18 protein-coding genes are annotated in these 13479 nt (G+C 33.5%); all 18 read right to left on the reverse strand.

Annotated elements, in window-relative coordinates:
* Nucleotides 1–82: 82 nt before the first annotated feature.
* The 18 genes from QLQ95_RS08625 to QLQ95_RS08710 all read right to left on the reverse strand — a co-directional run bounded on the left by QLQ95_RS08625 (nt 83) and on the right by QLQ95_RS08710 (nt 13473).
* Nucleotides 83–1258 carry a DUF2062 domain-containing protein gene (locus QLQ95_RS08625; protein WP_482503422.1) on the reverse strand — a complete coding sequence of 392 codons (1176 nt, stop codon included), beginning with the start codon at nt 1256–1258 and terminating at the stop codon, nt 83–85.
* Between the two features lie 15 nt (nt 1259–1273).
* Nucleotides 1274–1759, reverse strand: a complete 486-nt coding sequence (locus tag QLQ95_RS08630) for a hypothetical protein (RefSeq protein WP_095930627.1) — start codon at nt 1757–1759, stop codon at nt 1274–1276.
* A 3-nt stretch (nt 1760–1762) separates the two neighbouring features.
* Nucleotides 1763–2134 (reverse strand): ApeI family dehydratase, encoded by a 372-nt coding sequence (locus QLQ95_RS08635; RefSeq protein ID WP_201999172.1) that lies wholly within the window; start codon nt 2132–2134, stop codon nt 1763–1765.
* Nucleotides 2135–2139: 5 nt separating this feature from the next.
* The gene (locus tag QLQ95_RS08640) at nt 2140–2751 is read right to left on the reverse strand and encodes an outer membrane beta-barrel protein (protein WP_482503424.1); all 612 of its coding nucleotides are present in this window, start codon (nt 2749–2751) and stop codon (nt 2140–2142) included.
* A 2-nt stretch (nt 2752–2753) separates the two neighbouring features.
* Entirely contained in the window at nt 2754–3350 is a 597-nt protein-coding gene (locus QLQ95_RS08645; RefSeq protein WP_095930630.1) for a porin family protein, read from the reverse strand.
* A gap of 37 nt (nt 3351–3387) precedes the next feature.
* A complete protein-coding gene (gene lolB2, locus QLQ95_RS08650) occupies nt 3388–4023 on the reverse strand; it encodes a flexirubin biosynthesis protein LolB2 (protein ID WP_250834587.1) in 636 nt (211 codons plus the stop codon).
* Nucleotides 3989–4621: a flexirubin biosynthesis/transport protein LolA2 gene (gene lolA2 / locus QLQ95_RS08655; protein WP_428237538.1), complete on the reverse strand. Its 633-nt coding sequence runs from the start codon at nt 4619–4621 to the stop codon at nt 3989–3991. The genes lolB2 and lolA2 overlap by 35 nt, the downstream gene beginning before the upstream one ends.
* A complete protein-coding gene (locus tag QLQ95_RS08660) occupies nt 4611–5387 on the reverse strand; it encodes a polysaccharide deacetylase family protein (protein ID WP_482503427.1) in 777 nt (258 codons plus the stop codon). Before QLQ95_RS08660 ends, lolA2 begins: the two co-directional genes overlap by 11 nt.
* Nucleotides 5384–6448 (reverse strand): beta-ketoacyl synthase N-terminal-like domain-containing protein, encoded by a 1065-nt coding sequence (locus QLQ95_RS08665; RefSeq protein WP_482503429.1) that lies wholly within the window; start codon nt 6446–6448, stop codon nt 5384–5386. The genes QLQ95_RS08660 and QLQ95_RS08665 overlap by 4 nt, the downstream gene beginning before the upstream one ends.
* Nucleotides 6448–7647, reverse strand: coding sequence for a beta-ketoacyl-[acyl-carrier-protein] synthase family protein (locus tag QLQ95_RS08670; protein ID WP_482503431.1), 1200 nt, complete (start codon nt 7645–7647; stop codon nt 6448–6450). The genes QLQ95_RS08665 and QLQ95_RS08670 overlap by 1 nt, the downstream gene beginning before the upstream one ends.
* Nucleotides 7648–7785: 138 nt before the next feature.
* On the reverse strand, nt 7786–8043 hold the full coding sequence (locus tag QLQ95_RS08675; protein ID WP_095930636.1) for a phosphopantetheine-binding protein: 258 nt from the start codon (nt 8041–8043) through the stop codon (nt 7786–7788).
* 2 nt (nt 8044–8045) lie between these two features.
* Nucleotides 8046–8663, reverse strand: coding sequence for a 3-oxoacyl-ACP synthase (locus QLQ95_RS08680; RefSeq protein WP_482503433.1), 618 nt, complete (start codon nt 8661–8663; stop codon nt 8046–8048).
* An 8-nt stretch (nt 8664–8671) separates the two neighbouring features.
* A complete protein-coding gene (locus QLQ95_RS08685; RefSeq protein ID WP_482503435.1) occupies nt 8672–9208 on the reverse strand; it encodes a hypothetical protein in 537 nt (178 codons plus the stop codon).
* Nucleotides 9205–10344 (reverse strand): beta-ketoacyl synthase N-terminal-like domain-containing protein, encoded by a 1140-nt coding sequence (locus QLQ95_RS08690; RefSeq protein WP_482503437.1) that lies wholly within the window; start codon nt 10342–10344, stop codon nt 9205–9207. Before QLQ95_RS08690 ends, QLQ95_RS08685 begins: the two co-directional genes overlap by 4 nt.
* Nucleotides 10341–11057 (reverse strand): hypothetical protein, encoded by a 717-nt coding sequence (locus tag QLQ95_RS08695; RefSeq protein ID WP_141248158.1) that lies wholly within the window; start codon nt 11055–11057, stop codon nt 10341–10343. Before QLQ95_RS08695 ends, QLQ95_RS08690 begins: the two co-directional genes overlap by 4 nt.
* Nucleotides 11058–11077: 20 nt before the next feature.
* The gene (locus tag QLQ95_RS08700; protein WP_095930641.1) at nt 11078–11527 is read right to left on the reverse strand and encodes an acyl-CoA thioesterase; all 450 of its coding nucleotides are present in this window, start codon (nt 11525–11527) and stop codon (nt 11078–11080) included.
* Nucleotides 11502–12785 (reverse strand): ABC transporter permease, encoded by a 1284-nt coding sequence (locus tag QLQ95_RS08705; RefSeq protein ID WP_428237532.1) that lies wholly within the window; start codon nt 12783–12785, stop codon nt 11502–11504. Before QLQ95_RS08705 ends, QLQ95_RS08700 begins: the two co-directional genes overlap by 26 nt.
* Nucleotides 12775–13473: an ABC transporter ATP-binding protein gene (locus QLQ95_RS08710; RefSeq protein WP_008465897.1), complete on the reverse strand. Its 699-nt coding sequence runs from the start codon at nt 13471–13473 to the stop codon at nt 12775–12777. Before QLQ95_RS08710 ends, QLQ95_RS08705 begins: the two co-directional genes overlap by 11 nt.
* Nucleotides 13474–13479 lie beyond the last annotated feature (6 nt).

Here is a 13479-nt window from a genome sequence, read left to right on the forward strand (position 1 = left end):
GGACGTGGGCTTCGACTTCGCTCAGCCTGACAAACTAGATGTAAAAATCATTTTAATCCTTTTAATCTGTGGCAAACTTAACTTAAATATTCGGTTTGTTTTTAGAACTAAAAGCCGTTAAAAGCAAATAACTTATGAGACCAACTGATAGTGCTGAAACGGTTGCTAAAATAAGACTTCCTACGATATATTGCGTAGCATTTTTTTGAATATCATCGAGCGTAATCGAGCTATCCAAAACCAGTGGCGCATCGCTGGACACAAAAACACTCCCCACTTGTAGCGAAGCAAAAATAATAAACGGAATAAAAGGCGGAAAACTTACATTTGAAGTAAGATAAGCAATGACTTTGTTGAGTCGGAACAAGGCCGCAAAAGTGAAAAGCAATATAGTCTGAAATCCCCAAAAAGGCGAAAGTCCGATAAAAATACCTAAAGCAATGGCGGCCGATTTTTTAAAATTTGAATCGTTGCTTTCTAAAATATCTTCTAGAAAGAATTTTTTAAAACCTTTTTTTTTAGCTCTTCTAAAAAAATCTCTCGGTTTTATGTACAGCAAAGCATTGGTAACCAAAACCGTATTCAAAATACTGATTCGGGTAAAATCTTGAAACGGACGAAAATGTGAAACTCTTTCTGCAGGATCATACAAAACCTGAATCGGAATATTTTTTACTGTAATTCCTTTCCAGGCAGCACGCACGATAACTTCGATTTCAAATTCGAATTTATTGGTATAAAAACGTTTTGGAAGTAATCGAAGTGGGTACAATCTAAAGCCAGATTGTGTGTCGTCTAGTTTAATTCCTGTTTCAAACTTGAACCAAAAATTAGAAAACTTGTTACCAAAACTGCTTTTCTTCGGAACATTTTCCTGTGTCATATTTCGGCTTCCAATCAAGAGAGCGTTTGGCTCATCTGGAATTGCTTCCAAGAAAACAGGAATATCTGCTGCAAAATGCTGTCCGTCAGAATCGATTGTTATGGCATATTCAAAATTCAATTCAAGCGCTTTTCTAAATCCGTTTCTTAGCGCTCGTCCCTTTCCTAAATTTTGAGGATGGTGAATTTGAGTAAGCTGTGAATATGATTTTAGAATTTCGCTCGTAGAATCAGTTGAGCCGTCATTGACAATAATGACATTTGTGGTGAAATCTAAAATAGAATCCAATACTTTTTTCAGCGTTTTCTGATTATTGTACGTAGGCACAATAACGCAAAAGTTGGTCGAACTAAGTAATTCTTGCTGTGATTTCATGAGGTGTTATTGAGCTTACTTTACAAATTGCTTCTCTTTTTCGGAGAAACTTTTAGATTGTAAAACAAAGTCTTTAAGATAATCTTTCAAAGCCGCACCTTGTGATGCATAATACGTGGTTATGAATTTTTTATCTTCTTTAATGTTTTTCTTGTAGCCTGTAATTCCAGGAACATCTTCCTGAACACTAAGTCTAATCATTCGCATTTCGATATTGCTTGGGTCGCTTTTTATGGTGGCTTCAAGCAATTTTGCGCCTTCTTTAAAACGTTCCATTTTCTGGCTTAATTTCTTTTCAAATTTAGATTCCAATAAAATAGAAGCCGCTTTATAAGCCACTAAAATTTTATCATCATTGCTTGAAACACCTGCAAGTTTGGCTACAAACTCTTTGGCGTTGGTTTCTGATTTTGCCACATCAGAATACATTTTGCGGATCGAAGCCAAATCTGGCGTTCCAGCAAAACCTACCCATAAAAATAAGGTCAGTAATAGTTTCATAATTTATATTTTTTTGTACACATTGCTCAATTTAAGAGCAGTTGTGTCGTTAAAGTAAGTCGTGTTTTTCACTTTTACCAAACCGTCTTCAGTTGTTGTAACATCCAATTCCAATCGCAATTCTGGAGTAACCTCTGGATTAATCAGCGCCATGAATTTTACATTTGCCAAAGACTGGATCATCAGCGAACTTTTGGTAATAGATTCTGTAAGTTCTTTGATAATCTGAATCATACAAACACCAGGCATAATTGGATTTCCAGGAAAATGCCCTTTAAAAACCTCATGTTTTTCGTTGACTAAAATTGTAACAGTATATTTTGAATCAGATACTTTTTCTTCTGATAGTATTTTATAAAAATCTTGTAAAATCATATTTTTTATTTTCCAAATGAATAGGAAACTCCTAACTGAAAATTAATGTTTGTGTTATAATCTCCAAATAAATAATGGTTATTGGAGTCGTTTTGATAATAATCGCTGCTTAAAACATCCAGCAGTCCTTTTTTAAATCGAGCTTCAAATGTCAAACCTGAAGGCAGGGCATAAGCAACTCCTAAAACCAAACCAAGATCATTTTGTGCTTTTCTAACCGCAAGATTATCATTCAATAAAATATCTAATGTTGGCCCTGCTTGAAACTGAATTCCTTGTGGCAGCGTAAACTTATTTATCATAGAAAGAGACAAATAGTTGATGTCCAGATCTAAATGTTCTATTTTATTGGTCTGTGTATTTTCATCAAAATAATTTCGCGCAACATTATTAGAACCTTGTCTGCTGTAATTAATTTCAGGCTGAAGGGAATAAATTCTTGTTATCTTAATTTCTGTAAAACCACCAGCATAAAAATCAGTTTTATAATCGGCGTGCATTTCAGAAATAGTAGAAAAACTAAATCCAGCTCTTAAACCTGGTTTAACTGATACTTGCGCTTGTATATTTAAAAGCGAGAAAAAAACAGCAATAAAGAAGAATATTCTTTTATTCATTTTTATTTTGTTTTAAACGTATAACTAATTCCGATTTGGAAAACTTGATTTAAGATTACATCATTATAGTAATATCCATTATTGTCATAATCATATCCGTTATAACCATAAATATCAATTAATCCTTGTTTAAGTCGAGCTTCAAAAGTTAAACCATTTGGCAAAGTATAACCAAGACCTCCAACAAATGCAAGATCAAAATCTTCAGGGTTAGTATTTATATAATTATCACTAACTTTTAAATCTAAAGAAGGGCCTGCTAATAAATGAAAACCTCCACCTCCAAAGTTAAATTTTGCAACCGCTCCCAGTGTTATATAATTCAACTCATACTTTTCAGAATAATAACGGCCGTTTTCAAAATATCTTCCTTCATCACCTTGTCTGGAATAATTTATCTCTGGCTGAACCGAGAAAAATTTATTGAATTTAATATTTACCAATCCACCAACATAGAAATCAGTTTTAGAGCTATTATCATCAATATTCGTTAATGTTGATACATTCAAACCACCTCTTAGTCCTGGACTAACTTTTACTTGAGCTTCTGCTTGGATTCCGATTAATAAAACAAATGCAATTAAAACAAATTTTCTCATTTTGGGCTTGGTTTAAGTTTAGGATTAGTTTAAGTTTTTATTCTGATTTGAAATAATTCAGTTCGATTTTCAATTTTATATTCTGATGGATTATCTGAATCCTTTCGGCAAAAATATTGTTTTCTGAACTGAAAAGCAGTGTAAATTTTTCTTTTGTTTGAGAAGCATGGACGATCTTTTCTAATTTCTGATCTTTTTTGGAGATAAAAATGTAATTGTCGCGTTTGCCATCTGCCGATTTGTAAATGTCATCCGATTCGTTTTCGAATTGTTCCTGAATCGAATATTCTTTCTTTAAAAGCAATCGGAAATCTTCTTTTAAAGTATTGATCAATATTTTTCGATCCAATTCTGAAACGATAGAATTGACTTTAAAATCGGTTTCTGAAATTTCGAAATCCATTAATTTGTTTCCGAATTCGGTTGTAAAAACAATTCGGTGTGTGGTGTCATTTATTTTCTTGGCAATAAAAATTCCAGACAATTCATTTCCGTAAACACTAATGTTGGTTTTATAAACATAATCGGTTTTTGAGTCTGAAAAATACGGAACCGTATAAGACGTTTTGTCTAATTTTTTGGACGTATAATTTTTTGTGACCGAGCCACAAGAAATTAATACAATTGCCAGAAAGCAATTAATTAGTAAAAACTGAATCGTCGATTTTTGCATTGATCACTTTATTTTTAAGTACAATTCGGGTATAATCTTCAGATGATTCTAACAATTTTACCTGAACAACAGTCGCTTCTTCTTTGTCAAAAGTCAGTTCAATTTGTTTGATGTATTTTTTAAGCGTCGCATCTTTCGGAATAAATTTCGCTAGATTCTGACCTTTCAATTTAAAATACGAAATTGTAAATTCCTTATCGTCAAACATATTGCCACTTACGCTTCCCACAATCAATTTATTGATTCGGGCAAAGATTTTACTGTTTCCAATATCAACCGCGCTTTTCTTTCCTTCATCGTTAATCAGGATTTTTCCGTTTTTGAAAGTAATGCTATAATTGTACGGTTTTTTATATTGCCATTGAAGTAAAGCAGGTTCTTTAAAAATCATTTTTCCTGAAGTTTCAATGTCTTTTGATAAAAAATCTAAATGTTTATACTGAACAAAATCAGTAGTCAAAGTCTTGATTTTTTTGGCCACCACATTTACGTCTTGTTTAAAAGAAGCAATTTCGGCATCGGTCATTTTTTGTTCCTGCGCCGATAAATGGAAACCGCTGATAATTAAAAATAAGAAAAGATATATTTTAGTTTGCATAAGCTTTAAGATTCAAAAGTTCTTCGATCGAAATGACTTGATAATTATTTTGCTGTAAAAATTGCAAAAACTGTTCCAGTACCAAAACCGAATGTTTGCCTGTATCATGCAAAAGTACAATTCCACCGGGAGAAATATGTTGAATTAACCGATTGAAAATTAATTCCTGATTTTGGGTTCCTCCGTCAAGCGAACGAATATTCCAGCCTATTGTTTTATGTCCGGTTACTTCTAAAGCTCTTCTAATCGAAGGTGTCGTAACTCCATAGGGCGGACGAAAGAAGTTTATTTTTTTGGAAGTGAATTTTTCCAGAAGCGCGTCTGTTTTCTGAAGTTCTTCGGTTATTTTTTTAGCATTATAAAAATCAAAAAACTTAGAATGTGAATAAGAATGATTTCCAACCAAGTGCCCTTCATCAATTACTTTTTGGAGAATTTCAGGATGCATTTCGATGTTTTTTCCAATGCAGAAAAAAGTCGCTTTAGCATTGTATTTTTTCAAAAGTTCCAAAACTTCCAAAGTGTAAATACTTGGACCGTCGTCAAAAGTAAGCGCAATTTTTTTTTCGGTTTCTAACGGATTACTGCAAAAAGCTTTTACATGATAATTGGAAGAAATTCGTGCAGATCCAAAAGCATTTATTCCGATCCAAACGAGAATTATAACAATAAACCACAGAAAATGAATTGCGTTATACAGATTCAGGAGAAACAATAAAAGCAATAAAAAGATAAAAAACAGCGATATGTTTTTGTGCGTTATCATTTTGACAGCAGCGTAAAACTATGGTTTTTTCCGTTTAATTGATTGTATAATAAAATCGTTTTGTACTCTGATTTTTCAACATTATTTACTTTTGTAATTTCAGGAATTTCCTGAGTTTTCAAAATTTTAGAAGCCATCCAAAAAGCAAAAGCCGAAGCCGTATCGTATTCTCCGCTCAAATGTTTGTAATATAAAATAGGAGTTTGAGCAAACGAATTTTCGGCAAGATTTCTATAATAATTCTCAAAATCAGCATTTCCGTCAAAACCTAAAACAAGAGCATCTACATCTGAAATTTGTAAATGATTGGATTTTAAGAACGAAATAACTGCTGCTTCAACTTCATTTTCTTCCAGCGTATTTACAATAGAAACATCTAGAAGTTCGGCATAAGTGTTTTCTTTTCTTTCGTTTTCTAAAACAAAAAAATTGGCACCTTCACCATACACAGCACCGCTCGTTGTAGAATTTAAAACGTCATAGGGAGCAGTATCATCTGCTTTAATGCGACCGTTTAGTTTAAAAAGAGAAGTAGTGTAATCGCCATTTTCGTCAACACCGCCCACTAAAATTGAATTGACTTCTGCTTCTTCAATCTGCATTTTGGCATCAATAAGAGCCGACTCAAAAGAGACCGCGCCATTCACGTAAGTAAAATTATAACCTTTACATTGCTGTAAAAGTGCAATCTGCGCTCCAACTGTATTGTGAGTAGACTGAATGAAAGAAGTCGGAGTTAAAAACTCTTCGTTATTATCTAAAATACTTTTCAGGAATTTTTCAGAATCTTCGATACAGCCTAAACCAGTTCCGGTAATAATCGCATCGACATTTTCAATATTAGCATCTTTCATGGCTAATGCCGAAGCTACGATTCCGTTTTTTACACCTTTTGCCATACGTCGGCTGGCAGCAGGCGAAATATATTCTTTGTATGCTGGCGGAACAATTGCCAGTACATTTTCGTCATGATTCACAACAGCTTCTTCCAAAAAAACAGTATCAAATGTTTTTTGAGTCGAAATACAGCCTACTCCATTTATATATGTTTTTTTTGTCATTAGCTTTTTGAAAATATAAGAGTTGAACAGTTTCCTCCAAAACCAAAAGAGTTAGATAAAACATGTTCGATGTTTTTATTTTTTAATGAAGTCTGTGGTTTCAAGTCAAATTCTTCCATCGGAACTTCAAAATTCAAATTTGGGTAAACCACATTATTCTGAATTGCCAAAACACTGTAAACAGCTTCAATTGCTGCCGCCGCTGCTAAAGTATGTCCGGTAAAAGGTTTTGTAGAACTGAAATCTGGAACTTTTTCGTTTTCATAAATTCGGAGCAAAGCTCTTCCTTCAGATAAATCGTTGTTTGGTGTTGCTGTCCCATGAACATTGATGTAATCAATTTCAGAAGGTTTTAAACCCGAAACTTCAAACGCTTTTTTCATGGCCAAATAAGCGCCTTCTCCATTTTCTGAAGAAGCGGTTTGGTGAAAAGCGTCGTTGGCATTTCCATAACCAGAAACTCTTGCCAGGACTTTTTTGTTTTGCTTTTCAACAATTTCATCCGATTCTAAAACTAAAAATGCCGCCGCTTCTCCAAGATTTAATCCTTTTCTAGTGTTGTCAAAAGGTTTGTTATAATCGTCAGATAAAATCATAAGAGTCTTAAATCCGTTGATGGTGAATTTTGCCAAAGCATCGGCTCCGCCCACAATTACTCGATCTAGTTTTCCCGTTTTGATTAATCTTGCGCCCAACATAATCGAATTGGCTGCAGAAGAACAAGCCGTACTAATGGTCGTTACCATTCCTTTTAAACCTAATTCTTCAGCAATTTTTTCGGCAACATCGCCGCCATCGTGGCAAGTAATGTACTTGATCAATTCTGGTTTTTCGAAATAATCGTAATAATGTCTTTCCGTCATGTCCATTCCGCCCACACTTGTCGCCGAAATAAGTCCCGTTCTAAATTCATTTATATCGGTAATGCCGGCATTTTCAACAGCTTGTTTCGCTGCCAAAGTGCCAATCATAGCGGTTCTGGAGAAATTATTATTCTCATTTAATTTCAGTTCATCAACAAGATCTTCGTTGGTTTTTTTGATCTCACCAACTTTGATAACATCTGCGTGAACAGTCGAAATATTTTGAATACGAGAAATACCGATTTTGTTTTCGGTCAGCGAAATATAATTTTCCTCAACCGAATTACCAATCGCAGAGATAATTCCCATTCCCGTTATTGCAACACCTCTTGCCATTTTAGATTTTAGATTTATGATTTTAGATTCTTAGAACTTTGTCAAAGTTTTAAACTTTGACAAAGTTGACGGATTTTTAAACATTTAAAATTTTAGATTCAGGATGGAATCTAAAATCTAAAGTCTAAAATCTGAAATCTATTTAGTTCTATTTGCGCTGATATACGCCGCCATAGTTTCGATAGACTGGAAAATAGATTTCCCTTCTTTCGGATCTACTAATTTAATTCCGTAATCTTTATCTAAAATCACGATCAATTCAAGTGCATCAATCGAGTCTAAACCTAAACCGTCTCCAAACAAAGGATCGTTATCAGCAATGTCTGCGATTGTGATATCTTCAAGGTTTAAAGTAGTAATGATTTTATTTTTTAATTCTTCTTTTAATGCTTCCATGATTATTTATTATATAATGTATTGATAGTTTCGTTTGTATATTTCTCGTTTTCTTCCTTGTTGATAAGGCAAAGAAAAGCTTTATAATTGTCATTAAAAAATTCTACCCAGCCACACAAAACAGAATCAGCTTTATTTGTGTTTAACAAAATCTCCGAATAGTTCCACAAAAACTCTGAATTGAAAGCATCAAATATAAAGAAAGAATTCTCACTTTTAAGCTGATGGCGGATACTTATTTCGCCCAGACAAATATTTGGCAGCGTGTAAACAAAAACCGCCGGACTTGGAAAATAGTTTTCTTTGTCTGAAATCGATTCCTGATATTTTACATCGTTATCTAAACTTGACGATTTATTGGCCAAAACCAAAGCGATATTATTTTCCTGCTCCGTTGAGGTTATCGGACTCAAAAGCAATTCTGAACCTAAAAAAGCCAGTTTGCTCAAAGCATCCATTTTGAAAAACTTTGGATATTGCATTTCAAAATTGCGATAAGCTTGTTTGGAGAAATCAGCAAAATCTGTTGGTTCAATTTTGAATACAGAAGTTCCGTTCAAAACAATTTCGTTGTTTTGGATAGTGATGTAGGATTGTATGTAGGTTTTGTTTTGAGTCATTTTGTTTTTTAAGAACATAATTTTTTAATGTCCGACTTTAAAAATAATTGCGAAAACAGAACAGGAAAATTTGTTTTAGGACCATTCTTGATCATTGTTACATAAATTTCATTCTTCTCTAAAATAAATATCCTGCTTGATTGGTATAAATTATTAATAGCAAAAGTATCGGATTTGTTATAAATGATTAAGTCTTTTGAATTTACAGCCTTTTGAAATTCTAGTTTTTTGCAATAGTCATTAATGATAGTTCTATTTTTTTCAGCGTCATATTTGCTTATAATTTTCGTAAGATGTTTTTCAGTCACCTTTCGATAAATTGCATAAGCAAAAAAGAGGCTTCCAAAAAATAGCAGATAATATTCGGTTCCAGTTTTAGAATGATCTCGATATGGATCGTAATAAACTAAAAAAGGACAAACAATTCCAAAACCAAAAAATAAGTAGAGCATTATTGTATTAAATTTTTCACCCCAGCTTTCAGTATAAACTAATTTACTTTTTTCTATACTTTTTTCAATATCTAAGTTTCTTAAACTTTTCATTTTATCTTTTCAAAAACCACAGCCGTATTACAACCACCAAATCCAGAAGCCGTTTTCAGGAAATAATCAATTTTCTTTTCTTCATTTTTCTCAATAACATTAATAGCTTCACTAACTCCAATTTCATCAAAACCTTTCGATTCAAAAAGTTTATTTTGATTGGCAGATTCTATGGCAATTACGGTTTCCAATAATCCCGAAGCGCCTAATGTATGACCGTAAAATCCTTTTAAACTATTAACAGGAACATTTTGTAAATCTAAACGAGTTAAAGCAATCGCTTCCATTTCGTCGTTGTAAGGCGTTGCGGTTCCGTGTGCTGAGATATAATCTAATTTGTTCGCCTCAATTTGTGCTTCTTTCAAGGCATTCTGAATGCTTCTAAACAAACCTTCACCTGTTCGTGACGGACCCGAAATATGATTCGCATCGTTTATCGAACTGTCGCCAATTACTTTTATTTTGGCGTTTCTGGCTTCTGTCGAAACTAAAATTGCTGCTGTTGCTTCGCCTAAACTTACACCAGTTCTGTTTTTAGAATATGGTTTGCAAGGCAGTTCGCTCATTGCTTGGAAAGCATTAAAACCAGACAAAACAAATTCTGAAACTTCGTCTCCAGCTACCACAAAAACATTGTCGTAAAGTTCAGATTGAATCATTCTTTTAGCAACAGAAACGGCTAAAATTCCAGAAACGCAGGCATTCGAAACTACAATGGGTTGTGTTTGAAATCCGAAGAAATCGGCAACGTTTTTTGCTAAAACATCTAAATGTGCGTTGTTGAAGCTTTCTTCAGAATCATTTGCTAAAGCAGTTATATTTCCTTTTGTGGTAGAAAGTATAAAAGCAGTTTTTGAATTTAATTCGATGTTTGAATTTTTGATAATGGGCTCCAAAGCCAAAATCATCATTTTCTCTAAACGGGAATATTTTGTCTCAGTGCTGATTTTTGAAAAAGCACTGTTTATTTTTTCCTCAGAAATAATCGAAGCATAAAACGGATTCGGCATAAGAGAAACATCACTATGAAGCTGAATTCCAGAATCACCACGAAGAATGGCGCTGATATTAGATTCAACATCAAAACCTAAAGGCGTGATACAATTCGTTTCTGTAATGTATATTTCTCTTATCATTTATCAAGTTTAAAATAAAAATAAACATATTTTTCCTCGCTTTCACTCATATAATTAAGGTCTTTCGCTATAATATCTTTATCTTTAGTTTCGTATAAAATTTCTTTTGATTTTGTTTGGGGTTCATCAAACCCATGCCAAACTAAATAATTTTTTTCAAAGTTATTTCCCTTTCTAATAATGGTATCACTTCTTGATACTTCATTTTTGTATATAGAAGTTAAAAAATAAGTTTCCTTTTTATCTTTTGAAATAATGTATAAATCATCTATATATGACAAATGTGCGCAGCTGCCAAGATTAAAATAATATCCATAAACATTATGATCCTTTAAAGAAGTCGAACTTTTTTTAGATTTAAATTTTGCAATTTTCTCATCAAATTCTTTTTTGACTTGATCAAAGTTTAAAATATTAATTTCGATATTTCCTTCTAGTATTTTTTTATCACTATATACAATTTTATAAGGCTTCTCGTCGTATTTTAATATGGCCTTAATTTTGCCTTCTATTCTGCGATCATCTTTGTAATATCCTTTTATCAGTTTTTCTATTTCTGCATTATCTAAAACTTTGTCTGTGTTTATTATTAAAGCAGGAATGTAATAATTGTTGTTGCCATAATATAATGTTGAATCTTCAACGTTGTTTTTGTTACAGCTAATCAAACACAGAAGTAAGATTAAGGAAATAAATTTGAAGGCTAGTTTCATAATGTTTTGGTTAAAATATTTTATTTCAATAATCCAACTTTTCGTTTCCAATCCTCATAAAAAGGAGGATTGGTCAACATCAAATTTCCTGCTGCATCTAAAAAAACCTGAGTGGTTTCGCCTGTGCACGCCACTTCTCCTTTGTCATCAATTATTTTAAAGCGGTAAATCATTTTCGCGGCTGGAGTGTCAACAACTGTTGTTTCTATCGTTACCACATCTCCATAACGCAAAGACAATTTGTGTTCGCAAGTCGATTTTACAATTGGCGTGGTATAACCCGTTTTGGCAATATCCAGATAAGTAAGTCCGTGTTGGCGTCCAAATGCTTCGCGTCCATCTTCAAAATACGTGATATAATTGCCGTGCCAAACAATTCCAAGCGGATCTGTTTCGTTAAAACGAATCCTAATTTCGTGCGAAACGGTTAGATCTGTAGCTTCTTTAAACTGCTCTTTTCTTTTTATCATAAAATAATGCGATGGAAGTGGTAATAATGAAAAACAAAAATAATAAACTTATTCTTGGTATGATTTCAACGAAAGAAACGTTTCTAAGCAATACATCGTAAAAAGCCTCTAATCCCCAGTTCATTGGAGATGATTTTGCGATATATTGCATGATTTTTGGCATAGCAAAAACAGGAACCCAAACACCGCCAATTGCTGCTAAAATGATCACACTTGTAGCGCCAAAAGGAGCAGATTGTTCTTGTGTACTTGCCACAGTTCCTAATAAAATTCCGAACCCGATTGCTGCAAAACCTGAAAATAATGCGACAACACTTGTCAGCAAGAAATGACCTTCGATATTAAGAGAAGGCAATCCGATGGACGGGAATAAGAATACGGCAACGGCAACCATCATGTAAAACTGAATCATACAAATGATCGAGTAGGTGATGGTTTTTCCAATAATCACAACCAGATTAGAAACCGGATTTGTTCTTAATCGTACAAAAGTTCCTTGCGATTTTTCTTTTACAATATTGATAGATAACGGAATCACGATAAAAAAGATCGCAAAAAGAGTCCAAGCTGGAACGTTGTGTTGAACGGAATTCGGACGAACTTCTTTGTTGTTGATTCTCGGAATTATTTCTTTGAAAGTAATAAAGTTTTTTTGCTCAAAATCGATTGTTTCTTCTCCTAACTGTTTTTGAAAAGTGCTGTAAATCGATTTGGTTTCAATCTGCGAAATCATTTTGTCTATCGAACTCATTACGGCATTTTTGAAACTCATTTGTACCGCTGGATCAAAATACAGTTTTACTTCTTTTTCTTTAATAACGCGCTGAGGTTCGGCAGCTGTCGTACTATCAGTCAAACCTAAATTGCTCACAATTTTCTCTACATTCTGATTTACTTTTTCCTGCAAATCAGAACTTAGGTTTTCTGGAATTACAATTGCCAGTTGAAATTTTCCTTTGTACACATTTTCTTTGGCAATTTCTTCGGTAATCGGTTTATTGTCAAGTTGGGTTACAACGGTAAAATATTTGCTTTTTTCTAAATTTTCAAAAACGGTTTTTGATACAGATCCTTTGTCTTGATCGACCAAAAGAATCTGAAGTTTAGAATCGGTTACGGCTTTAAAAGTGCTGTCTTGAATTAAGGTTACGGCAATTACCAAAACCAAAGGCATGATAAATAAAATAATCAATCCGCCCAAATCTCTTTTTAGCAAAAGGAATTCTTTTACTACCGACATCCAAATTTTATATATCATCTCTCAACGCTTTACCAGTTAATGAAATAAAAACATCTTCGAGATTTCGAGCGTCTTTTGTAGATTCAATTAATGCCGAGGGAGTTGCTTGTGCGTAAATCTGTCCTTGATCTAAAATCGCGATTTGCGAACAGAAATCTTCGGCTTCAGCCAAATGATGCGAGGTATAAATAATAGTTGTTCCGTTTTGGTTCAACACTTTCAAATAATCAATAATGGCAGTTTTAGAATGCACGTCGACACCAACTGTTGGTTCATCCAAAAACAAAACTTTCGGATTATGAAGAATTCCTGCAATCAGATTGACACGACGTTTCATTCCGCCTGAGAAAGTCTGAACTTGTTTATCGGCAAATTTCAATAAACCTAAAAGATCCAGAGTTTCGATTACTTTATCTTTTAAATCAGAACCTTTTAAACCGTACATACTTCCAAAATAGAGCAGATTTTCTCTGGCGGTCAAAGTCGGATACAAAGCATATTCTTGTGGAACAACGCCTATGATTTTTTTAATTTTTGAAGCGTGGTGCTGATAGTCTAAACCATCAATTGTAAAATGTCCAGAAGTTGGTTTTACCAATCCGCAGAGCATCGAGATTAAGGTTGTTTTTCCGGCACCGTTTGGGCCAAGTAAACCAAAAATCTGACCTTCATTTATATTTAGCGAAACGTTGTTCAAAGAATACATTTCTGC

Source organism: Flavobacterium sp. B330r, from assembly GCF_056824325.1.